Source organism: Nocardioides cavernae (assembly GCF_016907475.1).
Taxonomy (GTDB): Bacteria; Actinomycetota; Actinomycetes; order Propionibacteriales; family Nocardioidaceae; genus Nocardioides; species Nocardioides cavernae.
In genome coordinates, this window is record NZ_JAFBCA010000001.1 from 1,333,183 (window position 1) to 1,355,925 (window position 22,743).

The window sequence follows — 22,743 nt, forward strand, 5'->3', positions numbered from 1 at the left end:
GTGGCAGCGATGAGCCTCCAGGCGGCGGTGGTCGTCGCGTCCAACCGCGCCGCGGCCGGGACGTACGCCGACGAGACCGGGCCGCTGATCGCCGGCTGGCTGCGCGAGCAGGGCTTCGAGTGCGGCGACCCCGCCGTCGTCCCCGACGGCGACCCGGTGCGCGAGGCGATTGCCGCGGCCGTGGCCGCCGGCGCCCGGCTGGTCCTCACCACCGGTGGCACCGGTCTCACGCCCACCGACCGCACACCGGAGGCAACCGCGCCGCTGCTCGACCGCGAGGTGCCCGGGATCGCCGAGGCGATCCGCGCGGCCGGGGTGGCCAAGGGCGTGCCGACGGCGATGCTCTCGCGTGGCCTCGCCGGGATCACCGGCGACTGCCTGGTCGTCAACCTCCCCGGCTCCCGCGGCGGGGTGAAGGACGGCCTGGGCGTCCTCGAGCCCGTCGTCCGCCACGCCGTGGAGCAGGTCGTCGGGAGCGACCATTGAGCGGCCTGTCCGTCACCTCTCCCGGGTGGCCCGCCCGGCTGGAGTCGCAGGGCCTGGTCGTGCGCGCCCTTCGCAGGTCCGACGCCGACGAGTGGCAGGCCGTGCGCGCCCGCAACCACGACTGGCTGCGGCCGTGGGACGCCACCGTGCCGCCGGGCGCATCGCCGCGCCCGTCGTCGTACAAGGTGGTCACCCGTTCCCTGCTCCACCAGGCCAAGCTGGGGCAGTGCCTGCCCTTCGTCATCGAGGTAGGGGGCAGCTTCGCCGGCCAGGTCACGGTGAGCAACGTCGCGCGCGGCTCGGCGCAGTGGGGGTCGATCGGCTACTGGGTCGCCGCCGAGGTCGCCGGCCGCGGGATCGCGCCCCGCGCAGTGGGCATGGTGATCGACCACTGCCTCGGCCCCGTCGGGCTGCACCGCGTCGAGATCTGCGTCCGTCCAGAGAACACCAACTCCCTGCGCGTGGTGGAGAAGCTGGGTCTCGAGCAGGTGGGGTACGCCCCACGCTTCCTGCACATCGACGGGGCGTGGCGCGACCACCGGATCTTCGCGGTCACGGCTGAGGAGGCCCCTGAGGGTGTGGTCACGCGGCTCGAGACACACCAGTCACACCAGTAGTTCTGCGACACACCACTTGACATCCGCCTCGCTCACGCTCCCCGCTCCTACGCTTCGAACGTGGACCTGAGCGCTCTCATCTTCGTCGCCCTTGCCGTGGCGTGGGCCGTCTACCTGATCCCCAAGGCCCTCAAGCACCATGACGAGGTCGTCCGCAGCCGTTCCGTCGAGAAGTTCTCCCACACGATGCGCGTCCTCGCCCGACGCGAGCCCGTCGACCGCCGCAACGCGCGCCTGGTCGTCTCGCCGATCCGCGCCGCGCTGCGCCCGCCGGTCGAGACCAAGGCCCACGCCGAGCCCGAGGTCGTCGCCGCGTCGGTCACCACCGAGGTGACCCGTGAGGTCACCACCACCGTCACCGCGGGCCGTACGCCGACGAGCCAGCCGTCGCGTGCCCTGTCGCCGGTCGCCGAGCGGGCGTCCGCCCGCCGGGCCGCGAAGCGCCGCCGCAACGTCCTCGCGCTCGTCCTGCTCGCCAACGCCGTCGTGGTCGGCCTCGCTGTCGCGAAGGTCGTCGGCTGGCCGTGGGTCGCCGCGCCGGTCGCCGTCCTGGTCGCCTGGTTGGTGGCCTGCCGGGTGTCGGTGCGCGCAGAGCGCCGCCAGCGCGCCGCCCGCTCCGCGATCGAGATCGGCATGCCGCCGATCGTCGAGGAGGAGCTCGACGACTCCGACCACACCGGCGAGATCACGGTGACCCCGCCCCAACCCCGCGTGCCCGACGCCCCGGCCTCGCCCGCGGCCGACGCCCCCGCCGTGGTCACCGGCGAGGTCCAGGTCGTCGGCGCCTGGGACATGGTGCCCACCACGCTGCCGACCTACGTGAGCAAGCCGGCCGCCCAGCGGCGTACGGTCTCCACGATCGACCTCGACTCCACAGGCGTCTGGTCGAGCGGCCACAACGACGGCGACTCCGCCCTCGCGCGCTCGGCCGAGCAGTCCGCCAAGGCGGCGCGCGAGGCCGGCGAGACCCGCCGCGCCAGCGGCGCCTGAGCCCTGCTCCGCCGGACGCCAGGGCGATTGGGTGGGCGTCGAACCGCTCGTGTATCTTGGCGTCGCGCCTCCGGGCGCATGGGGCTGTGGCGCAGTTGGTAGCGCGTCTCGTTCGCAATGAGAAGGTCAGGGGTTCGAATCCCCTCAGCTCCACCAGCACGCCGAAGAACCCGTAGGTCGACATGACCTGCGGGTTTCTCGCATTTCGGCGCAGTGGCCCCACCGCTCTCACCCACCCTGCGTGAGGTGCAAGTCGGCCGGTCGTCCCAGCCTGAGAGCAAGGTGCAGCGCGGACAGGAGGGAGCAGTGATGTCCAGACCTGCAGGGCGGAGACGAGGCGGATGAGCTGGGCCGCCCGTTTCCAGCTGCGGCAGCACTTCCGCCAGAGCCTGTGGGCAGTGCCCCTGCTGGGTGCGATCGCCGGCGCGGGACTCGCCGTCATCGACCTGGGTGTGGAGGCTCGGGTCACGATGCCTGGATCGTGGTCCTACTCGCCGTCGACCGCGATCAGCGTGCTGACGACGGTGTCCGGGGCGATGGTCGGGCTCCTGGGCCTCGTCGTCACGGTCGGCGTCCTCGTCGTCCAGATGGCCACCGGCACCCTCTCGCCGCGCTTCATGCGACTTTGGTATCGCGACCGCCTGCAAAAGCTGGTGCTCGCTGCGTTCACCGCGACCTTCGCCTTCTCGTTCGCGCTGCTCGGCACCATCGAGGCTGGGTCAGTACCGGATCTCGGGGTGACCATGGCCGGCTTCGCCGTCGCCGTCGACCTGGTGCTGCTGTTGTTGTACCTGGACCGTTTCGTGCACGCGCTGCGTCCGGTCGCGGTCGCCGCAGCGGTGGCGCGGTCGGGTCGAGCTGTCGTCGCCGAGGTCGATGACGCCGGGATCGACCTGCAGGCCGGGAACCAGAGTCCCCGGGAGGTGCAGGGCCGCAGGGCCCAGGTCCGGTCGAGGAAGTCGGGCGCGATCCAGGCGATGGACGCGCGCGGGATGGTCGCCGTCGCCACCCGGCACGACCTCACGTGCGTGCTCACGTGCTCCGTCGGCGACTTCGTGAACGCCGGCTCGGTGGTCATGGACGTCTACGGCTCACCGGACCGCCGCGTGCTGCGACGGCTCCGCGGGAAGATCGCGTTGGGGCACGAACGAACGATCGACCAGGACCCCGCGTACGCGCTGCGGATCATCGTCGACATCGCCATCCGGGCACTCTCGCCCGCTGTGAACGACCCCACCACAGCAACGCAGATGATCAACTACCTGGGCGCCGTGCTCACTGACGTCGGAGAGCGGGAGCTGGGCAGGCACGGGTACCTGTTCGACGCGGAGGGACATCTGAGGCTCGCCTTTCGCATGCGCACCTGGGACGACTACCTCCACCTCGGTGTCTCGGAGATCCGGGAGTACGGGCGGGGTTCTCCGCAGGTGTGCCGTCGCCTGAGGGCGATGCTCGCAGACCTCGAGGACACCGTCCTGCCCGTCAATCGGCCCGCGGTCCGACGCGAGCTCGAGGTGCTGGACCGGACCGTACGGCTCTCCTTCATCGAGGGCCCCGACCAGGCGTTCGCGCTCGGACGGGACCGGCAGGGAATCGGCGGGGCCTCCCAGGCGCCGCCCGTGGCCCACGTCGCTGACGGGGAGTAGCGTCTGATCACCTTCGTGCGAGGAGGCACCCGGTTCACCCGCCGTGGAGGATGCTGCCTGCCGCTCCATCGAGCAGCGTGACGATCATGGACCTGATCGCCGCGCGCCTCCGCCTCTGGTGGGCGGGCGCGCTCGTGGTGCTGGTGGCGACGCTTGCCGGCTGTGGATCCGGATCCGGTGAGGACGACACCCCCGCCGTCTGCTCCAGCGTCGATGCCCTGCGGTCCTCTGTCACAGCCCTGACCGACGTGCAGGTCGAGCGAGGCGCACTGGACACGTTCCAGAAGGCCTTCGACAAGGTGAGGTCGAACCTGAGCACAGTGGTGAAGGACGCCAAGCGCGAGTACGCGGACGAGGTGGACACCGTCGAGGAGGCCATGTCCGACCTCGGCACGAGCCTCGACGCAGCCGTCTCAGGACCGACTGCTCCGAACATCGCCGCGGTGGGCGCGGCGTCCCAGGCCCTGGGTACGTCGATCAGCGCGCTGGTCGACGCGGTCGACAGCACCTGCTGACGCCCGCCCCGGTTGTCAGCGCGCGTCGCTCAGGCGCGTCGGATCGACGACCGGACGCAGCCCCCACGAGCACCGCCACGGTGTTCCCGGCTCCAGCTCGAGGAGGTCCACGCCGGTGCGGAAGGCGTCCGGAGGACAGGTCATCGGCTCGATGGCAACGGCTGTGCGCCGTCGGTGCGGCTCGCTCACCTGGTCTGCGGTGTAGACCATGAGGTGACGAAAGGCGTGGTCGACCCACAGCTCGACGGACCGTCCGTCAGCCGGGTCGCCCAGACGAGCCACCGCACGTCCGTCGCGGCCGACGACGAGGTCGCTGAACGCCGTGTCCAGCTCGATCGGTCCGATCCTGCGCGGCTGCCGGAAGTCGTGCGGGGTCCCGGCCACGCCGGTCGACGTCGTCACGCCGGCCGGACCGTCCGGATCGACGAAGGCGGCAGCAGGGACGGTCAGGTCGAGTCCGTCGATCGACGCCGTGCCGAGCGTGAGGTAGGGATGGAAGCCGACCCCGAACGGTGCTGGGTCACGATCGGCATTGACCGCCTCGAGGGTCACCGTCAACCCCGACTCGTCCAGCGCGTAGGTGACCTGGAGGTGGAGGTGCCACTCGTACCCGGGTTGCGGGCGAACGGCGCAGGCCAGGGTGACCGCAGCGGCGTCCCGCTCGACGAGGGTCCAGTCGAGCCAGCGCACCAGTCCGTGGATGGCGTCGTGTCGACCGATCTCGTTCAGCGGCGCCTGACAAGGACGGCCGCGATACTCGTAGTGCCCGTCGGTCAGCCTGTTGGGCCAGGGTGCGAGCACCTGTCCCCGGCCGTCGGTGGCGCGCCTGCCGGCTCCGAAGCCGTCGACCACGTCCATCGCGCCCACGCTGTAGTGGCGGAGGGTCGCACCGACCTGTGTGACGACCGCTTCCGAGTCGCGGTGCGCGATGCCGTACTGCTCACCCGACGGCGGGGCCCGCATGCGTCGCCCCTTCCACGTCCGAGGTCTCCGTCGGTCGGGGAGAGCGCGACGCAGGCGCACTCACGTGAGCTCACTGACGATCTCGGCGGCGATGATGCGTCCGGCGGCCTCGATGAGGGCGAGGTGTGAGAACGCCTGCGGGAAGTTCCCGAGGTGTCGACCGGTCTCGACGTCGAACTCCTCGGCGAAGAGCCCCAGCGGTGAGGCGACCCGGAGGAGCCGCTCCATCAGGTCCTGGGCCCGCTGCTCCTCGCCGATGATCGACAGTGCGGACACCAGCCAGAAGGAGCAGATGAGGAAGGTTCCCTCCTTGCCGGACAGTCCGTCGTCGGTCTCGTCGGTGCGGTAGCGCAGCACGAAGCCGTGCTCGGTGAGCTCGTCGGCGATCGCGAGCACGCTGGCGCGCAGCCGCTCGTCGGTGGCGGGAAGGAAGCCGAAGAGCGCCGCCAGCAGGGTCGATGCGTCCAGTGCGTCCGTCCCGTAGTGCTGACGCAGGACGCCGCGGTGGTCGACACCGTTCGCCAGGATGTCGGCCTTGATCTCGTCGGCGGTCTCCCGCCACGTCACCGTGAGCTCCGCGTCGCCCCGGATCTCCGCGAGCTTCGACGCACGGTCCAGCGCGACCCAGCCCATCAGCTTCGACGACACGTAGTGCTGCGGGGCGCCGCGGGCCTCCCAGATCCCCTGGTCGGGCTCACGCCACACCTCACTGGCACATCGGGCCTGTGACTGGACGATCGGCCACAGCCTTCGCGGGAGGCGTTGGCTGCGGCGGGTGTGCAGCAGGACGGAGTCCAGCACCGCGCCGAACACGTCGTTCTGGCGTTGGTCGAACGCCCCGTTCCCGACCCGCACCGGTCGAGCGCCCGCGTAGCCCGACAGGTCGTCGCGGGTGGACTCCGTCAGGTCGCGCCGGCCGTCGATGCCGTACATGATCTGCAGGGCCCCCGACTCGGTCGGCTCGAGGTCGGCGACGAACTGCATGAACTCGTCGGCCTCCCAGTCCAGGTTGAGGTAGTGCAGTGCCTGCAACGTGAAGGTGCTGTCGCGCATCCAGGTGTAGCGGTAGTCCCAGTTCCGTTCGCCGCCAGGCGTCTCGGGCAGCGAGGTCGTGAGGGCCGCCACGGTGGCACCGGTCGGCATGTACGTGAGGCCCTTGATGGCCAGGGCCGACCGCTGGATCGGGTCGCGCCAGCGATGGTCGGGCATCCGCGCCCGTCCGAGCCACGCGCGCCAGAACCGGACCGTGGCCTCGATCCGGGCGTTCGCCTCGTCGACATCGGCCGGCGCGGCCAGCCCGTCGGCCCACGACAGGGCGCAGAAGCACTCCTCGCCGGCGGTGAGCACGTGCCGTGCCCGGACCCGGTTGCCCTCCACCCCGAGCGCGAGGTCGGTGCGCAACCGCATGGTCTGGCCGTCGGCTGTCGCGTCGGCGGCGTGCCGCTCGTCGTCGACCAGCGTCCAGTCCGCCGTCGTACGCCCGTAGTCGAAGGCCGGCTCGCAGACGAGGTCCAGCTCGACGGTCCCCGACAGGCAGCGGACCGTCCGCACCAGGAGGTGGTCGGCGTCGTCGTCCGCCGGAGGCCGGGTGTGGGGCGTCACCACGTCGTCGGTCGTCCGCGGGCCCATCGTCAGCGCATCGCGGACCAGCACCCAGCCGGACGGCGTCTTCCACGTCGTCTCGAGGACGTTCGTGCCGGGCACGTACGCGCGTGACGTCGGGTGGTTGATCCCGAAGGGCCCGAGCCGGAAGTAGCCCGCCTGTCGGTCGAGGAGGGTGCCGAACACGCTGGGCGAGTCGAAGCCCGGGAGGCACAACCAGTCGATCGCCCCGTCGGGCGCCACCAGGGCGCCGGTGTGGCAGTCGGACAGGAACGCGTAGTCGGCGATGGGTGGGAACGGCGACGGCGCGGCGGCGCTCTGGGGCATCGTGTCGCTCATCGCGCGTTCCACGGGTCGTGCCAGCCGCCGTAGTCGGCCGTCAGCCGGTCTGCCTCCGCCGGTCCCCAGGATCCCGGGGCGTACGCATGGACCGGAGGTGGTGCGTCGAGCAGCGGCTGCATGATCCGCCAGGTCTCGTCGACCCCGTCCTGCCGGGTGAACCGGGTGCTGTCCCCGCGCAGCGCCGCATGCAGGAGGACCTCGTAGGGCGTGGCGCCCTCACCGCCCTGGTCGGCGAACTCCATGTCGAGGTCGATCCTCCCGACGGCCGAGAGGTCGCTGCGGCGGGCGTCCAGGATCACGCGGATCCCCGTCGACGGGTCCAGCTTGACGACGACCTGGTTCGCTTCCGTCTGCGGCCCCATGACGCCGAAGCCCAACGGTGGCGGACGTTTGAAGACGAGCCGCAGCTCGGTCTGGGTGACGGGGAGCCGCTTGCCGGTCCGGATGAAGAACGGGACACCCGACCACCGCCAGTTCTCGACCTCGAGCCGCATCGCTGCGTAGGTCTCCGTGGCCGAGTCCGGTGCCACCCCGTCGATGTCGAGATACCCGGCGTACTGCCCCCGGACGTAGTGAGCCGGGTCCGCCGCGACGACCGCCTTGAAGAGGGCCACCTGCGCATCCTTGATCGACGTCAGGTCACCGCGCGAGGGCGCCTCCATCGCCGCCGCCGACACGACCTGCATCAGGTGGTTGACCACGACGTCGCGCATCGCCCCGACGGGGTCGTAGAAGTGGCCACGGTCCTCGACGCCGAAGTCCTCCGACATGTTGATCTGCACGTGCGAGACGTAGTTCCGGTTCCAGACCGGCTCGAGGATCGTGTTCGCGAAGCGCAGGTGCAGGATCTCGTCGATCCCCATCTTCCCGAGGTAGTGGTCGATGCGGAACAGCTGCGACTCGTCGATGTACTGGTGCAGCTCGTCTGCGAGCTCCCCGGCAGATGCCTGGTCGTGCCCGAACGGCTTCTCCACGACCACGCGAGCCGAGCCGGTCAGGTCGGCCTCGGCGAGGCCGTGCACCACCCTCCCGAAGAGGAAGGGCGGGATCTCGAGGTAGAACACCGGGCACTCAGCGCCCTTGATCGCGTCAGCGACCCGCTGGTAGGTGGCGGGGTCGGTGAAGTCGCCGTGCACGTACGACAGCCTCCCGGTGAAACGGTCGAACACCGCCGGGTCGATCACCTCGCCCGTGCCCTCGATCGACTCGCGGGCGCGCGCGACGAGCTGGTCGAGGCTCCAGTCGTCGGCGGCGACGCCCACGACGGGACAGTCGAGCAGCCCCCGGGCCTCCAGCCGGTACAACGACCGGAACGTCATCACCCTCGCCAGGTCTCCGGTGATCCCGAAGACCACGAGGACGTCTGCCGGGCGCTGGTCGGAGCTCTGCGTCGGTGCCACCGTCTTTCCCCTCAGCCTCTGCTCACGCATCCCCACATGGGGGCGGGACAGCACCGTGACCGCAGCGCCTCCCCGCTCCGTCGGATGATCCGACGCGAGGCCGAGAGGGACATCACCCGGAGGGGGTGATGCCAAATCTGGGTAGGTGCGCCACGTTCGGCGGAACCGCTTGCCAGAAGAGGTGTTCGACCATGGCAGACGACCAGCACTACGACGTGGTGATCATCGGGACAGGAGCCGGGGGAGGGACCCTCGGGCACCGGCTCGCCACACGGGGCGTGAAGGTGCTCTGGCTCGAGCGCGGGGACTTCCTGCCCAGGGAGCGTGACAACTGGGAGACGCAGGCGGTGTTCGTCCGCGGCAAGTACCTCGCACCAGAGGTCTGGTACGACGGGCACGGCCACGACTTCCAGCCCGAGGTCAACTACTACGTCGGTGGCAACACGAAGTTCTACGGAGCGGCCCTCTTCCGGCTGCGACCGGAGGACTTCGGACAGGTGCGCCACCACGGCGGCATCTCGCCGGCCTGGCCCATCTCGTACGACGACCTCGAACCCTTCTACACCCAGGCCGAGCACCTGTACCTCGTGCACGGCCATCACGGCGAGGACCCGAGCGAGGGCCATGCCAGCGAGCAGTACCTCCACCCGCCGGTCTCCCACGAGCCCCGCATCCAGCAGCTGAGCGACGATCTGGAGAAGCAGGGTCTCCACCCGTTCCACCTGCCCATCGGCGTGAACCTCCAGGAGGCGGCGCCCGGCGTCGCAGCACATGCGAGCGCGTGCATCCGCTGCGACCGGGTGGACGGCTTCCCGTGCCTGCTCGACGCCAAGTCGGACGCGCAGGTCATCTGCGTCGACCCGGTCCTCGCCCAGGACAACGTCACCCTCGTGACCGGCGCGCACGTGCAGCGCCTCGAGACCGACGCGTCCGGCCACACGGTCACCGGTGTCGTCGCCACCCTGGACGACGGCACGGTCACCACGTTCACCGGTGACCTCGTCGTGGTCGCGTGTGGCGCGGTGAACTCCGCGGCCCTCCTGCTGAGGTCTCACAACGATCGCTACCCGACCGGCCTGGCCAACGGCTCGGGCGTGGTCGGCCGTCACTACATGAGGCACAACAACGTCGCCCTGATGGCCGTCTCGCGCGAGCCCAACCCCACCAGGTTCCAGAAGACGCTCGCGATGAACGACTGGTACCTGGGTGCGGACGACTGGGACTTCCCCCTCGGCGGCATGCAGATGCTCGGCAAGTCCGACGACGAGGAGATCCACGCCCAGGCGCCGCGCTGGGCCGGCCGGCTCTCACCGGACCTGCCCTTCGAGGTCCTGGCGCACCACGCGGTCGACTTCTGGCTCTGCGGGGAGGACCTGCCGCTGCCGGAGAGCCGGGTGACGCTCGACCGCGACGGCGCCATCCACCTGAACGTCGAGGAGAAGAACAACGTCGAGGGCGTCAAGCGCCTGCGCCACAAGCTCGACGGGATGCTCGACAAGCTGGGCATGCGGCGACACCACCTGCTGGACCGCAGCCTCTACCTGCACAAGAGCATGCCCATCGGTGCGACGGCCCACCAGGCCGGCACCGTCAGGTTCGGCCGCGACCCCGTCTCGAGCGCACTCGACGTGAACTGCAAGGCCCACGACCTGGACAACCTCTACGTGGTCGACACCAGCTTCTTCCCCAGCATCGGCGCCGTGAACCCCTCCCTGACCGCCATCGCCAACGCGCTACGTGTCGGCGACCACCTGGCCGAGCGGCTGGCCTGACCGCGGCGCGATGGCCGACTCCCCGGTTCACCAGGTCGTCATCGTCGGAGGTGGCTTCGGCGGGCTGTTCGCTGCCAAGTTCTTGCGCCGGGCGCCTGTGGAGGTGACGCTCGTCGACGCGAGGAACTACCACCTCTTCCAGCCGCTGCTCTACCAGCTGGCGACCGGGATCCTGTCCGAGGGCGAGGTCGCGCCCCCGCTGCGGGAGATCCTGCGGCGGCACGCGAACGTCACCGTCGAGATGGCCACGGTCGAGGGCTTCGACCTGGCCGCCCGGACCGTCACGGCGCAGCGGCCCGACGGCACGGTCCGCACCTACCCGTACGACAGCCTGGTCGTCGCCGCCGGAGCAGCGCAGTCGTACTTCGGCCACGACGAGTTCTCCCGCTACGCGCCGGGGATGAAGACGATCGACGACGCCCTCGAGCTGCGTGGCCGGATCTTCGGTGCCTTCGAGATGGCGGAGAACGAGCCGGACCCGGAGGCGCGTCGCGCCTGGCTCACCTTCGTCGTGGTCGGTGGGGGACCGACCGGGGTCGAGATCGCGGGCCAGATCGCGGAGCTGGCCCGCACGGGGCTCCAGGGCAACTTCCGCCGGATCGACCCCTCGGAGGCCGAGGTCCTGCTCGTCGACGGCGGCAAGGAGGTCCTGGCGACGTTCGGCGACCGCCTCTCGGCGAAGGCGGCCGCCGAGCTGCGCCGGCTCGGGGTCACGATCCGCAGCAAGTCCGTCGTCACGGACGTCGACCCGTTCGGGGTCGAGGTCCGCGGCGCCGACGGGACGACCGAGCGGATCGTGTGTCGCACGAAGATCTGGGCCGCCGGCGTGCAGGCGTCGCCGCTGGCCCGACTGCTCGCCGAGGCCGGCGGGGCCACGTGCGACCGTGCCGGTCGCATCGTCGTGAACGACGACTGCACGCTTCCCGGCCACCCGGAGGTCTTCGCGATCGGCGACATGATGGCGCTCCGCGACCTTCCCGGTGTCGCCGAGGTGGCCATGCAGTCAGGCATCCACGCCGCCAACACGATCAAGCGCCGGCTGCACGGCGAGGAAGCGGCGATGTTCACCTACCGGGACCTCGGCAGCATGGCCACCATCTCCCGGTTCCACGCCGTGGTCAGCTTCAGGAAGCTCCGGCTGTCCGGCTTCCTCGGCTGGCTGATGTGGCTCCTGGTGCACATCACCTTCCTCACCGGCTTCAGGAACCGGCTCTCCGCGATGTTCCACTGGACCGGGACGTTCGCGGCGGGCGGGCGCGCCGAACGCACCATCACGGTGCGGCAGACGGTCGGTCGGGTCGTCCTCGAGCAGGCCGGCGAGGGTGACATCGCTCGAGTGGTGCCACCGTTCGTGCGACACGACGACGCCGGCGACGCAGCCCCGGACGACGGACATCCGCCGCCATGATCGAGGTCCTGACGAGCGTCCCCCTCGCCGTCGACCCGGTGCCGTGGGCACGGTCGCAGATGGCGTTCACGCTGGCCTTCCACATCATCCTCGTCCCGCTGGGGGTGTCGTGGTCCGTGATGGCCCTGATCGCCAACTACCGGGGGATCAAGCACGACGACGCGGACGCCCTGCTGCTCGCGCAGCGATGGTCGAAGTACATGGCGGTCACCTTCGCGGTGGGCGCCGTGACGGGGACGGTGCTGTCCTTCGAGTTCGGCCTGCTGTGGCCGAAGTTCATGGGGCAGTGGGGTGCGGCCTTCGGCGTGCCGTTCGCGTTCGAAGGGATCTTCTTCTTCGCCGAGGCCGTGTTCATCTCGATCTACATCTTCGGGTGGCGGCGCCTGAAGCCGTGGACCCACTTCTGGACGGGTGTGCCCATCGCGGTCGCCGGCATCTTCGGCAGCATCGCGGTGGTGTCGGCCAACGCGTGGATGAACTCGCCCCAGGGCGTGACGCTCGACGCGTCGGGCAAGGTCACCGATGTCGACCCGATGAGGGTCATCTTCAACGACGCGATGCCGTTGATGGCGGCCCACATGGTGGTGGCTGCCTACCTGGTGGGCGGCTTCATGGTCGCCTCGGTGTACGCGGTGGGAATGCTGCGCGGGCGCGCCGACCACTACCACCGGACCGGCTTCGTCATCGCCTTCACGGTGGCGGCGATCGCGACGCCCGTGCAGATGGGCGTCGGTGACGGACTCGCGCGTTGGGTCTACAACAACCAGCCCACCAAGTTCGCGGCGATCGAGATGGTGCCCAAGACCAGCAGCGACGTGCCGGAGGTGCTGCTCGGACACCTCGACTCGGAGGGTGAGGTGGTCGGCGGGATCCCCATCCCGGGGCTGGCATCGATCCTGTCCGACCCCGGCAAGGGGACGTCGACCGAGATCCAGGGCCTCGAGGAGACCCCCGCCGCGGACCGCCCCACCAACCACCAGGTGAACGTGACCCACCTCGCCTGGGACCTGATGATCGGCCTGGGCACGATGTTGTTCCTGCTGACCCTGTGGTGGTGGGCGGCCTGGATCTTCCGGCGGGACATGCCCCGGAGCAGGTGGTTCCTCCGGGCCTCGGCAGCCTCCGGGGTGCTCGCGGTGATCACCATGGAGGCGGGCTGGGTCGTCAGTGAGGTCGGACGGCAGCCGTGGATCGTCTACGAGAAGATGAAGGTCGAGGACGCCGCCACCGGCAACACCGGGATCTGGATCACGTTCATCGGCGTGGTGCTGCTCTACGTCGGCCTGGGCGTGACCACGATCCTCGTGCTGCGGCAGATGAGCCGCAGGTTCCGGGAGGGTGACCGCAACGGCGAGGCCGACGTGCCGTACGGGCCGAACGACCCGGACCCGTCCTCCCCCGCGGACGACGAGAAGGTCCCGGTGTGATGGCCACGACGGCTGCCGTGATCCTGTTCGTCGCGGTCATCGCGTACGCCGTCCTCGGAGGTGCTGACTTCGGAGCCGGGTTCTGGGACCTCGTGGCCGGGGGCAGCAGGCGCGGGCGACGGCCTCGCGAGGTCATCGACCACGCCATCGCTCCGGTCTGGGAGGCCAACCACGTCTGGCTGATCTTCGTCTTCGTGCTGCTGTGGACCTGCTTCCCGGAGGCGTACGCGTCCATCACCCTGACGATGTTCGTCCCGCTCACCCTCGCCGCGCTCGGCATCGTGCTGCGGGGAGCGAGCTTCGCGTTCCGCAAGGCGGTGTTCGCGACCCGGGACCGTCGCAACTTCGGCGCAGCGTTCGCGGTCTCGTCGGTGCTCGTGCCCTACTGCTTCGGTGCCGTGGTCGGCGGCATCGCTTCGGGCCGGGTCCCGGCAGGAGGCAAGGCCGGTGACCCGTGGGACAGCTGGGTCAACCCGACGTCCGTGGTCGTCGGGCTCCTGGTGGTGTGCCTGGACGCCTACCTGGCCGCGTTCTTCCTGGTCCGCGACGCGGACCGGCTCTCCGACGAGACGATGATCGCCTACTTCCGCCGCCGGGCGACCGTCGCGGCGGTCGCAGCCGGCGTGGCAGCCGCGGTCGGGATCGTCGTGATGCAACGGGATGCCGAGTACCTCTTCGACGGCCTCACCTCGCGAGCCCTGGCGTTGGTGGTCCTGTCCGCAGCGTCGGGCGTGGCCGCGCTCGTGCTGGTCGCGCGTCGCATCCGTCGGGGCGCGCGCCTGGCCGCGGTCGGGGCGGTCGTCGGCGTGGTCCTCGCCTGGGGCGTGGCCCAGTGGGACTACGTGCTCCCCGAGTCACTGACCGTCTCGGCGGCGGCCGCGCCGACAGGCACGATCACGGCGGTGCTGGTCGCCACGGGCCTCGCGGTGGTGCTGATCGTTCCGGCCTTCGTGCTGCTGTACGTCCTGGACCAGAAGTCACTGCTGCCCGAGGAGGGCGTGCCCGAGCCCGTGCCCGGACCGACGTCCCCGTGAGCCGGAGCCGGGATGGCCACGTCAGCGCCGGTCCGACGGTTCTTCGTCACCGCGGTGTGGCCGTGGCGTGCTGCGGTCGAGGGCGACGGCCAGGCCAGGGAAGAACATCACCGACAGGACGCCGGCGCCGATGAGCGCGGCGGCGTTCTCCGGGAGCATGTGCCCGGTGTCCAGGCCCACCGTGGCGAGCGCCACCAGCAGGGGGAGCGAGGTCGCGGTGAGCAGCATCATCTGAGCGCGTTGCCGCACGTCCAGGTCGCGGCGGTAGAGGACGAACGAGGGAAGTCCACGCACCGCCAGCAGCAGCACGAAGAAGGCGACCAGACGCAGCGGAGCCTCCCGGATCGAGGCCAGGTCCAGGCTCATGCCGGAGGAGACGAAGAAGACGGGGATGAAGAACCCGTACCCGACGGCATCGAGCTTTTCCTCCAGGGCCGCCACGTCGCCGGGAGCCCAGTGGCGCAGGATCACGCCGGCGAGGAACGCGCCGAGCACCACGTCGAGGCCGACGTCGCTGGCGAGCACGAGCAGGCCGAAGAGGAGCATCAGGGTGAGTCGGAGCGTGATCTGCGACGTCGCGTGCTCGCCCTCACGGGAGATCGCCTCGATCCGGGGCAGCCGGCCCAGCCGTGGGAGCCACGCGAGACCGAGCGCGACCGCGCACATCGCCACGAGGGAGATCAGGCCGACCAGGCGACCCTGCGAGCCCAGGAAGATCGCGATGCCGGCAATGGGCAGGAACTCGCCCACGGCCCCGGCAGGCATGATGAACCGTCCCAGGGGGCCGTCCAGCATGTCGTTGTCGCGCAGGATCGGCAGCAGTGTCCCCAGTGCCGTCGTGGTGAGGGCCAGCGCGACTGGAACGAAGGCGTTCACCAGGCCGGCTGCCGACAACGCCCCGGTCACGCCGATCGAGAGGACCGCGCTGACCGTCCAGCCCGCGATGGCGAGTCGTCCGGACCGCTCCCGGAAGTGGTCGAGCTCCAGCTCGTAGCCAGCGAGCAGGAACAGGAAGCCCAGCCCGACGTTGGCGACCAGCTCCACGGACTCCGCCTGCGCCAGCCCGCCGACCTGCGGTCCGATCAGCACGCCGCCCGCGATCAGCACCACCACCTGCGGCACCAGCAACCGCGCCAGGAACGCGCTGATGAAAGGCGCGGCGAACGAGACGACGGAGACGACCAACAGCGCCTGCAGCTCCGTCTCGACGTCCATCCGCCCACCTCTCGACGCTCACGACCGACTGGAGCCGGCGTCCCGTCAGAGGTCGGAACACCTCGCGCCAGGCACGCACCGCAGAGACGCCGAGGTGGCCGATCGTGGCCGACCGCGCGCGGAGCGGCATCCTCCGCCGTGGGTGAGACACGCGTCGAACGCCCCATGCCTGACCAGCCTCGTCCGTGCTCTCGTGACGGCCGGCCCTCACCCGACTCGGGGGAGGTGACGGGCGGGGCGGTCGATCTACGTTCGGGACCGAGGCGGCTCGACCACGGTCGCGCCCTCCCTCCCTCACTCTCGACGGAGAAGCCATGTCGCAACTCTCGCCACCGATCACGCCCACCACCCCGACGGAGACAGTGCCTGCACCCGAGAAACCGTCTCGGGGCCGCTCGATAGCGGCGGTCATCTGCCTGGTGCTGGCCGGGCTCCTGACCACACCCGCGGGGGTCGCGTACTGGGGTCAACGCACCCTGAACGACACCGAGCGGTACGTCGCGACCGTGGATCCGTTGATCGACTCGCCCGAGGTGCAGGACGCCATCGCCACCACGGTGACAGCCGCCATCGAGAAGCAGGTCGACATCGAGGCCGTCCTCAACAACGTCTTCGAGGGCGTGATCACCGAGAGGCCGCGACTGGAGCAGCTGGTCGGGCCCCTGTCGGCAGCGATCAACAGTCTGGTGGAGCGGGAGGTCCGCGCCTTCATCGCCTCCGACGAGTTCGCCGAGCTGTGGCTGCAGGTCAACATCAGGGCGCAGCAGGCGCTGCAGCGCGTCCTGACGGGCGAGGGCACGGGCGCTGTCACGGTCCAGGGCGACCAGCTCGTGCTCGATGTCGACGAGGTCATCAAGGCGGTGAAGGAGCGGCTCGTCGCCCGCGGGCTGACCTTGGTCGAGAACGTCCCGATCCCGGCCACCGACCGTCAGATCGTGCTGGTGCAGTCCGACGAGCTCGAGCAGCTCCGCACCATCTATGCCTTCGGGAACCCGCTGGCCATCTGGATGCTCCCCGTCGTGGCGGTGCTCTACCTCCTCGCCTTCGTGCTGGCCCGACGCCGCCCGCGGATGGGTGTGCTGATCGGAGCAGTTCTCGCCGCCAATGCCGTCCTGCTGGCCCTGTGCCTCAGCATCGGGCGCCAGCTGTTCGTCAACCAGCTCTCGGGCACGGTCTTCGGCCCCGCGAGCAAGGTCTTCTACGACACCCTGCTCGCCTACCTCGAGCGCGGGCGGGGCGTCCTCCTCGCGCTCGGGCTGCTGCTGGTCGTCGCAGGGTGCTTCGCCGGCGCCAACAGGTACGGCACAGCGGTCCGCACGAGCCTGGGCTCGGGACTCGAGAGCCTCGGGGCACGGGTGGGCGGCGACCATGTGGGGAGCGCAGGGCGTTGGGTGACGGGGAACCAGGGCTGGCTGCGCGTCCTCGCCGTCCTCGTGGGGGTGCTGGTCCTGATCTGGGGCAACGAGATCACCATGGAGCGGTTCTGGTGGTCCCTCGCGACGGTGGTCCTGGGCCTGTGCGTCGTCCAGGTGCTCGTCGGTGCAGGCAAGGACACCGCCGTGGCTGCGCCGCCAGAAGGAGAGTCGGTTCCGGTCGATGCCCGCTAGGGGCGGCGCCGCCATGACCCCGTCTCCCCTGGCGTCCGGGAGACAGGCCGCCCGATGACAGGCACGAGGTGGTCGAGACCACCTGGTCCCGGACCCGTGCGCACCCACCCCAGATCGGGGATATCGTCCCTGCCCGCTTGCACCCTTTCGGGTGACCTAGGGATCCTCGGGACGTGGCTCGCCTCCTGCGCTCGCTGGGCTCGTGGTGCGCCCGCCACGGTTTCGTGGTCATCGCGATCTGGGCGCTGATCGGCATCGGTGTCGGTGCCGCGGTGACGACCTTCGGCGCGCAGACCAACAACGACCTCTCCCTGCCCGGCACGGACAGCCAGGCGGCCAAGGACCTCCTGCAGGAACGCTTCCCGCCGCAGCAGAACGGCGTCAACCCGATCGTCTTCGACGTGTCGACCGGCAAGCTGACCGACGACGACGCGAAGAAGGCGGTCTCCGAGTCGGTCAAGGCGATCGCTGCCGTGCCCCATGTCGCGAGCGTCACCGACCCGGTCAGCAGCGACGGCCAGACCGCAGGACTGCTGGCCGACGACGGCCAGACGGCCTTCGCGCCGGTGCTCCTCGACATCGGATCCGGAGACCTGACGCCCGAGCTGGCCCAGCAGGTGGTGGACGCGACGGCGCCCGCCACCAGGGCCGGCATCACCGTGGCCGCCGGCGGCTCGGTGGGCTCCACGCTGTCGACCGACGACTCCGAGATCAGCGAGGTCGTCGGCATCGTGGCCGCGATGATCATCCTGACCCTGGTGCTGGGCAGCCTGGTGGCGATGGGGCTGCCGATCGTCACCGCCGTGGTGGGGCTCGCCGTGGCCCTGGGTGTCGTCGGGCTGCTGGGGCACGCCGTCGCCATCCCGTCCAGCGGTCCGACGCTCGCCACGATGATCGGGCTCGGCGTCGGCATCGACTACGCCCTCTTCCTGATCACCCGCCACCAGGAGAACCTCCGCGACGGCCTGTCGACGGTCGAGTCCGCCGCGCAGGCCGTCGCGACATCGGGCAGCGCCATCGTGTTCGCGGGCTGCACCGTCGTCATCGCCCTGCTCTCGCTGGGAGTCGCGGGCATCCCGCTGGTCAGCGCGCTGGGCCTGGCCTCCGCGATCGCCGTCGTCGCGGCCGTGCTGGTCGCCATCACCCTGCTCCCCGCATTCCTGGGCCTGCTCGGTCACCGGATCGCCTGGCTTTCGCTGCCGGCGTTCATGCGTCCGCGGAGCAGTCGCCGCGCCGGCCTGTGGGCCCGTTGGGCCGGTGTCGTACGCCGACACCCCGCCGTCGTCGCAGCCGTGTCGCTGGCAGCGCTGGTGCCGCTGGTCATCCCGGCCCTCAGCCTCGAGCTCGGCCAGGAGGACGTCGGTGCGACGTCTCCGGAGACGACCGAGCGACAGGCGTACGACCTGGTCACCGACGGGTTCGGAGTGGGCTACAACGGCCCCCTCCAGGTCGCGTCCGCCCTCGACCCGGTGGCCGCACCGAGCGCCACCTACACCCGGAAGTACGACAAGGCGCAGTCGCTGAAGGCAGATCTCCAGCAGAAGCAGAAGGACCTGACTGCGCAGAAGAAGCAGCTCCAGCGGCAGCAGCAGCAGCTGGAGGCCCAGCAGCAGTCCCTCGAGGACCAGCAGGCAGGGCTCGAGAGCGACCAGGCCTCGCTGGAGGCGCGGGCCGACCAGCTCCAGGGGGAGCAGGCGGGCCTCGAGCGCCAGGCCGCGGCCCTGCAGGCCGAGCAACGCCGTCTCGAGGCCGAGCAGACAGGGCTGGAGGCCCAGGCATCAGCCCTCGAGCGAAGGGCCCGTGCGGTCGCCGGCCGGATCAGGTCGTTGACCCGCGAGCTCGCCCGGCTCGGCCTGCGCGAGCGCGTGCTCCAGCGTCGCATCCAGCGTGCCGAGGGCAACCCGGTCCGGGTCGCGCGGCTGCGCGCCCGTCTGGTCGAGGTCCGCGAGCGCCAGGTCGAGGTGCGAGCTCGGCTGCGCCCTCTCACCGCGGAGGCCCGGCGGCTCGCGGAGCAGGCCCGGCGGCTGCGATCCGAGGCAGCCCGGCTCAAGCAGCAGGCCGACGCGCTGCAGCGCCGGGCCGACGGCCTCCAGCGGCAGAAGACCTCGCTGGAGCAGCAGGCCGCAGAGCTCCAGCGCGAGGGCGACCAGCTCCAGCAGCAGGCGGACTCGCTGCGCCGGCAGGGCGACGAGCTCCAGCAGCAGGCGACTGAGCTGCAGCAGCAGGCCGATGACCTCAAGCCCCAGCAGAAGCAGGCCCAGCAGGAGCAGGCCCAGGCCGAGAAGCTCAAGCAGCAGCTCACCGACATGGTCACCACGGCCGGAGGCGACGAGCGCGGCACCGACCCGCGCGTCGTGCGCCTCCAGAAGGGCCTGTCGGCCACGGCAGGAGTGGTGGCGCTGACCCCGCCGCAGCTGAACAAGAAGGGTGACGTCGTGCTCCTCTCGGCCGTCCCGGAGACCTCGCCGGCCTCCGACGACACCGCCGACCTCGTCGTGCACGTGCGCGACACGGTGCTCCCGGACACCAACGAGGAAGGGGGCATCACGTCGCACGTCGGCGGCTACACGGCGTCGTACGTCGACCTGGCCTCGTTGATCTCCGCGCGGCTGCTCCTGGTGATCGGGACGGTCATCCTGCTGGGCTTCCTCCTGCTGATGGTCGCGTTCCGCTCGCTGCTGATCCCGCTGCAGGCGGCGATCACCAACCTCCTCTCGGCCGCCGCCGCGTTCGGGGTGCTGACCGCCGCCTTCCAGTGGGGCTGGGGGATCTCGTTGCTGGGAATCGACACCGCCGACGGGTCCGTGCCGATCGCCAGCTACGTGCCGCTGATGATGTTCGCCGGGCTCTTCGGGCTGTCGATGGACTACGAGGTGTTCCTCGTCAGCCACGTGCAGCAGCACCACCACGCCGGCGAGGAGGCGCGCGAGGCGGTGCAGGCGGCGCTGGCGTCGAGCGCGCGCATCACGACCGCCGCGGCGTTGATCATGGCGTCGGTCTTCGCCAGCTTCATCCTCAACATCGACCCGACCATCAAGCAGTTCGGCGTCGGTCTGTCGGTGGCGGTGCTGCTCGCCGGCATCCTGGTCGTGACACTGGCGCCCGCGATCCTCGTGCTCTTCGGGCGGGCGGCGTGGTGGCTCCCGCGCTGGCTGGACCGGATCCTGCCGCACGTCTCGATCGAGGGCGAGCCCGCCGTCACCTCGGCAGCGGAACCCGCAGGAACGTCGGACGGTAGAGCGTCGGATCTTCCTTGATCTTCTGGGGGTCGGTGTTGTTGTTGCTGTACGACGTCACCATGGTCCCCGGCTGGGGGAAGATCTGTGGGTGCGCGAGCGGCATGTAGGTGATCGCGCCGGTGTCCTGGTCGGCGGGTAGATCCGCGACCGGCTCGGTGGGCGTGAAGGGTCCGGTTGCTCGCGGGGCGGTCCAGAAGGCCATCTGGTCGCCGAGGTCTCCGTCCTTCTTGCTCAGCGCGTACCAGCGGTCGCCGCGGTGGAAGACGCTCAGCGTCTGCGACACACCCTCGACGGCCGCCACCAGCTGGGCCGATTCGCGGGCGTCGCGCTGCCACGTGCTGCCGTCCCAGAAGCGCCACGCCGAGGCGTCGAGCACGTGGTCCGGCCGCACCCGCGCGACCTGGAGGGAGAACCCGAAGACACCCTCGGTGTCCGGGTTGGCGGTCCCGTAGAGGTAGAGCCAGTTGTCGTCGACGGCCATCGCCGCGCCCCACTCCGGCCGGCTCCGCTTCGGGTCGTCAGGTCCGATGTCCCTGACGGAGATCAGCTGCGGTGTCCCACCCTGGGCCACCACGAACACCGCCAGCGACGGCCCGAGGTTGGCGAAGTCGAACGAGCCGGCGCCGGTGGCCCTCACCCGCTGGGCCGAGACCAGCACGAGGTCGTAGCCGGGTCGGTGGGCCACGGCGGTCGACATCGGCCAGTAGCCGACACCGTCCCTGCGGTCGGGGATGAGGGCGCCCTGGGAGGGCGGCAGCACCACCGACACGCAGTCGGTGTCCCACAGCAGCATCGAGTTGCGCGCGAACAGAGGTCCGTCGAAGTCCTCGCTGCGCAGCGTGTCGCCGAACACGACGAGGAACCGACCGTCCCCGAGCTCGGCGTCGGCACCGACGTCGGCGCCCTGGAATGCCGGGGTCCCCTGGAGGTGGGCGATCTGGTCGTTCAGCTCGGTCACCGTCCTGGGGCGACCGCCGCGATCGACGCACGTCGTCTGCGTGGCCACGCTCGGCAACGCGGGCGTGGCGACGACGTCCGTCGGCACGAAGGCGACCACCAGCCCCGCAAGCACCGCGAGCGGCAGGACCGCACCGAGCACCCGCAGCTGCCAGTGCCGCACGGGCACCGCCTCCACCTTCCCTGAACCCTGGGAGAGCCCGCTCAGCCGGCGGGCGAGCACCAGGGTGACCACGGCCACCAGCGCGCCGGCGGTGACCACCAGCAGCTGCGGGCGATCGACACCGCGACCGAAGTAGGCCACGTCGGCCAGCGTGGCCTGGGCAGCGCCGGTCGGCATCCACGGCGTCACGGCCGGCCAGGGCGCTGGTAGCAGGTAGTGGCTGGTGCCGGTCAGCAAGGGGGTGGCCAGGACGAGGTAGGTCGCCGCCGCGGCCGCCAGTCCGACGAGCCCGGCCAGCGCCTCGACTGCGAGGGTGATCGCACCCATCGTGAAGACGTAGAGAGCGCCCAGCCCGATGATGGTGAGGTCGTCGCCGGGCAGTCGCGTCCACGGGAGCAGCTGCAGCAGGAAGGCACCAGCGACCGCGACCACGCCGAGGCCGAGGACCCGCAGCATGCCGAGCCGCGCGGCCCCTGCGACAGGCCCCCTGACCAAGGAGATCCCGAGCACGAAGCCGAACCCCAGCAGGCCGCTCAGGATGACGAACCAGCGGACGCGGCTGGCCGCACGGGCCGAGCCCGACCCGGCGACCTCCTGGACCGTGACGGTCCGGTCGTGCGAGGCGGAGATCGCCGTGACCCGGTCGACGACCGCGTCGTTGAGCTTGCCATCCGTGCGCGCGTTGACGAGCACGACGTCCTGCGTCTTGCGCAGGTCGACGAGCACGGCCGCCACCACGGTGCCGTCGAGGACCTCGGAGCGGGCCTCGTCCTCGTCATCGGTCCAGGTGGCATCGAACGGCGTGCCCGACATCGCGTCGGCGTCGTGGGAGAGCGACAGCGCCACCACGGCCGGCGCGGCGATCAGCAGCGGGACCCGGTGCGGCTCCCGGGCGTCACCGCGCAGGGTGATCGTTGCCAGGGCGACGCCCTGGGCGACGATGACGACCAGGCACGCCGCCACCGTCCAGCGACGCGCGGGCTGCCTCGATGCCACACCACACCGTCCGACGGTCGATCAGGTGGTGAGAGTGTCCCAGAGGTTCGCTGGTCGGACCATGGTCGACTAGACGTGCTCGGCCTCGACGTCCTTCGAGATGCCGAGCTGTCGAGCAGCCGGTGACGGGCCCGGTGCCCGACGTCTTCGTGCTCGCATGCATGGACCTGATCGGACGGGGTACGGCGACACGTCGGGGGTTCCCTCATCGGACGGGCGCATCATGCGACACCCCCTCGGCCAGCGGCCCGCGACCCGGCCCGCTGCCCACCGCAGCCGACGCGGCTCACCACGGCCCTCCAGGGCCGTCCTCCGCACCCGTGCGCCGCCCACCGCGTCGTCCGTGGCATTCGCCCACGCCCGC

General features: G+C 70.7%; 16 protein-coding genes and 1 tRNA gene. 12 read left to right on the forward strand and 5 right to left on the reverse strand.

What is annotated here, in order from left to right; genetic code table 11:
- The first annotated feature begins 9 nt into the window (after positions 1-9).
- The 6 genes from JOD65_RS06225 to JOD65_RS06250 all read left to right on the forward strand — a co-directional run bounded on the left by JOD65_RS06225 (position 10) and on the right by JOD65_RS06250 (position 4,254).
- Complete coding sequence (locus JOD65_RS06225; RefSeq protein ID WP_191193248.1) at positions 10-486, forward strand: MogA/MoaB family molybdenum cofactor biosynthesis protein; 477 nt, start codon at positions 10-12, stop codon at positions 484-486.
- The gene (locus JOD65_RS06230) at positions 483-1,103 is read left to right on the forward strand and encodes a GNAT family N-acetyltransferase (protein WP_224747115.1); all 621 of its coding nucleotides are present in this window, start codon (positions 483-485) and stop codon (positions 1,101-1,103) included. The genes JOD65_RS06225 and JOD65_RS06230 overlap by 4 nt, the downstream gene beginning before the upstream one ends.
- 60 nt (positions 1,104-1,163) lie before the next feature.
- Positions 1,164-2,093, forward strand: coding sequence for a divisome protein SepX/GlpR (sepX, locus tag JOD65_RS06235; protein WP_191193247.1), 930 nt, complete (start codon positions 1,164-1,166; stop codon positions 2,091-2,093).
- A gap of 80 nt (positions 2,094-2,173) precedes the next feature.
- A tRNA-Ala gene (locus tag JOD65_RS06240) sits at positions 2,174-2,249 on the forward strand.
- A gap of 185 nt (positions 2,250-2,434) precedes the next feature.
- Positions 2,435-3,739 (forward strand): DUF2254 domain-containing protein, encoded by a 1,305-nt coding sequence (locus JOD65_RS06245; RefSeq protein ID WP_191193246.1) that lies wholly within the window; start codon positions 2,435-2,437, stop codon positions 3,737-3,739.
- Between the two features lie 86 nt (positions 3,740-3,825).
- Positions 3,826-4,254, forward strand: a complete 429-nt coding sequence (locus JOD65_RS06250; protein ID WP_191193245.1) for a hypothetical protein — start codon at positions 3,826-3,828, stop codon at positions 4,252-4,254.
- A gap of 15 nt (positions 4,255-4,269) precedes the next feature.
- Here JOD65_RS06250 and JOD65_RS06255 read toward each other — a convergent pair whose 3' ends face one another.
- Genes JOD65_RS06255 through zwf form a run of 3 tightly spaced genes read right to left on the reverse strand, consistent with a single transcriptional unit; the run spans position 4,270 to position 8,561 of the window.
- On the reverse strand, positions 4,270-5,217 hold the full coding sequence (locus tag JOD65_RS06255; RefSeq protein ID WP_191193244.1) for an aldose 1-epimerase family protein: 948 nt from the start codon (positions 5,215-5,217) through the stop codon (positions 4,270-4,272).
- A 60-nt stretch (positions 5,218-5,277) separates the two neighbouring features.
- Positions 5,278-7,158, reverse strand: coding sequence for a glycoside hydrolase family 15 protein (locus JOD65_RS06260; RefSeq protein ID WP_224747114.1), 1,881 nt, complete (start codon positions 7,156-7,158; stop codon positions 5,278-5,280).
- Positions 7,155-8,561 carry a glucose-6-phosphate dehydrogenase gene (gene zwf, locus JOD65_RS06265; protein ID WP_204810979.1) on the reverse strand — a complete coding sequence of 469 codons (1,407 nt, stop codon included), beginning with the start codon at positions 8,559-8,561 and terminating at the stop codon, positions 7,155-7,157. The genes JOD65_RS06260 and zwf overlap by 4 nt, the downstream gene beginning before the upstream one ends.
- A 191-nt stretch (positions 8,562-8,752) precedes the next feature.
- On the opposite strand from zwf, the gene JOD65_RS06270 reads away from it, so the two are divergent.
- From JOD65_RS06270 to JOD65_RS06285, 4 genes are read left to right on the forward strand one after another with little or no spacing between them, the layout of a single operon-like run.
- Positions 8,753-10,333 (forward strand): GMC oxidoreductase, encoded by a 1,581-nt coding sequence (locus tag JOD65_RS06270; RefSeq protein WP_191193242.1) that lies wholly within the window; start codon positions 8,753-8,755, stop codon positions 10,331-10,333.
- Between the two features lie 10 nt (positions 10,334-10,343).
- Positions 10,344-11,741: an NAD(P)/FAD-dependent oxidoreductase gene (locus JOD65_RS06275; RefSeq protein ID WP_191193241.1), complete on the forward strand. Its 1,398-nt coding sequence runs from the start codon at positions 10,344-10,346 to the stop codon at positions 11,739-11,741.
- Entirely contained in the window at positions 11,738-13,168 is a 1,431-nt protein-coding gene (locus tag JOD65_RS06280) for a cytochrome ubiquinol oxidase subunit I (RefSeq protein ID WP_191193240.1), read from the forward strand. Before JOD65_RS06275 ends, JOD65_RS06280 begins: the two co-directional genes overlap by 4 nt.
- Positions 13,168-14,202 carry a cytochrome d ubiquinol oxidase subunit II gene (locus JOD65_RS06285; RefSeq protein WP_191193239.1) on the forward strand — a complete coding sequence of 345 codons (1,035 nt, stop codon included), beginning with the start codon at positions 13,168-13,170 and terminating at the stop codon, positions 14,200-14,202. The genes JOD65_RS06280 and JOD65_RS06285 overlap by 1 nt, the downstream gene beginning before the upstream one ends.
- 21 nt (positions 14,203-14,223) lie before the next feature.
- Here the strand turns inward: JOD65_RS06285 and JOD65_RS06290 are convergent, their stop codons facing one another.
- Positions 14,224-15,417 (reverse strand): cation:proton antiporter, encoded by a 1,194-nt coding sequence (locus tag JOD65_RS06290; RefSeq protein ID WP_191193238.1) that lies wholly within the window; start codon positions 15,415-15,417, stop codon positions 14,224-14,226.
- Between the two features lie 506 nt (positions 15,418-15,923).
- Here JOD65_RS06290 and JOD65_RS06295 point away from each other — a divergent pair.
- Together JOD65_RS06295 and JOD65_RS06300 are read left to right on the forward strand one after the other, a co-directional pair.
- Complete coding sequence (locus tag JOD65_RS06295; protein ID WP_191193237.1) at positions 15,924-17,024, forward strand: hypothetical protein; 1,101 nt, start codon at positions 15,924-15,926, stop codon at positions 17,022-17,024.
- Between the two features lie 173 nt (positions 17,025-17,197).
- Positions 17,198-20,281 carry an MMPL family transporter gene (locus JOD65_RS06300; protein ID WP_191193236.1) on the forward strand — a complete coding sequence of 1,028 codons (3,084 nt, stop codon included), beginning with the start codon at positions 17,198-17,200 and terminating at the stop codon, positions 20,279-20,281.
- On the opposite strand, the gene JOD65_RS23925 is transcribed toward JOD65_RS06300, so the two are convergent.
- Positions 20,223-22,379 (reverse strand): DUF5005 domain-containing protein, encoded by a 2,157-nt coding sequence (locus JOD65_RS23925; RefSeq protein ID WP_191193235.1) that lies wholly within the window; start codon positions 22,377-22,379, stop codon positions 20,223-20,225. The two genes, JOD65_RS06300 and JOD65_RS23925, sit on opposite strands and share 59 nt — an antisense overlap.
- Positions 22,380-22,743 lie beyond the last annotated feature (364 nt).

Excerpts from the sequence above, each read along its gene's own strand:
- JOD65_RS06225 (WP_191193248.1), top strand. The coding sequence starts at position 10 with ATGAGCCTCCAGGCGGCGGTGGTCGTCGCGTCCAACCGCGCCGCGGCC.
- JOD65_RS06245 (WP_191193246.1), top strand. The coding sequence starts at position 2,435 with ATGAGCTGGGCCGCCCGTTTCCAGCTGCGGCAGCACTTCCGCCAGAGC.
- JOD65_RS06250 (WP_191193245.1), top strand. The coding sequence starts at position 3,826 with ATGGACCTGATCGCCGCGCGCCTCCGCCTCTGGTGGGCGGGCGCGCTC.
- JOD65_RS06255 (WP_191193244.1), bottom strand. The coding sequence starts at position 5,217 with ATGCGGGCCCCGCCGTCGGGTGAGCAGTACGGCATCGCGCACCGCGAC.
- JOD65_RS06260 (WP_224747114.1), bottom strand. The coding sequence starts at position 7,158 with ATGAGCGACACGATGCCCCAGAGCGCCGCCGCGCCGTCGCCGTTCCCA.
- JOD65_RS06270 (WP_191193242.1), top strand. The coding sequence starts at position 8,753 with ATGGCAGACGACCAGCACTACGACGTGGTGATCATCGGGACAGGAGCC.
- JOD65_RS06275 (WP_191193241.1), top strand. The coding sequence starts at position 10,344 with ATGGCCGACTCCCCGGTTCACCAGGTCGTCATCGTCGGAGGTGGCTTC.
- JOD65_RS06280 (WP_191193240.1), top strand. The coding sequence starts at position 11,738 with ATGATCGAGGTCCTGACGAGCGTCCCCCTCGCCGTCGACCCGGTGCCG.
- JOD65_RS06285 (WP_191193239.1), top strand. The coding sequence starts at position 13,168 with ATGGCCACGACGGCTGCCGTGATCCTGTTCGTCGCGGTCATCGCGTAC.
- JOD65_RS06290 (WP_191193238.1), bottom strand. The coding sequence starts at position 15,417 with ATGGACGTCGAGACGGAGCTGCAGGCGCTGTTGGTCGTCTCCGTCGTC.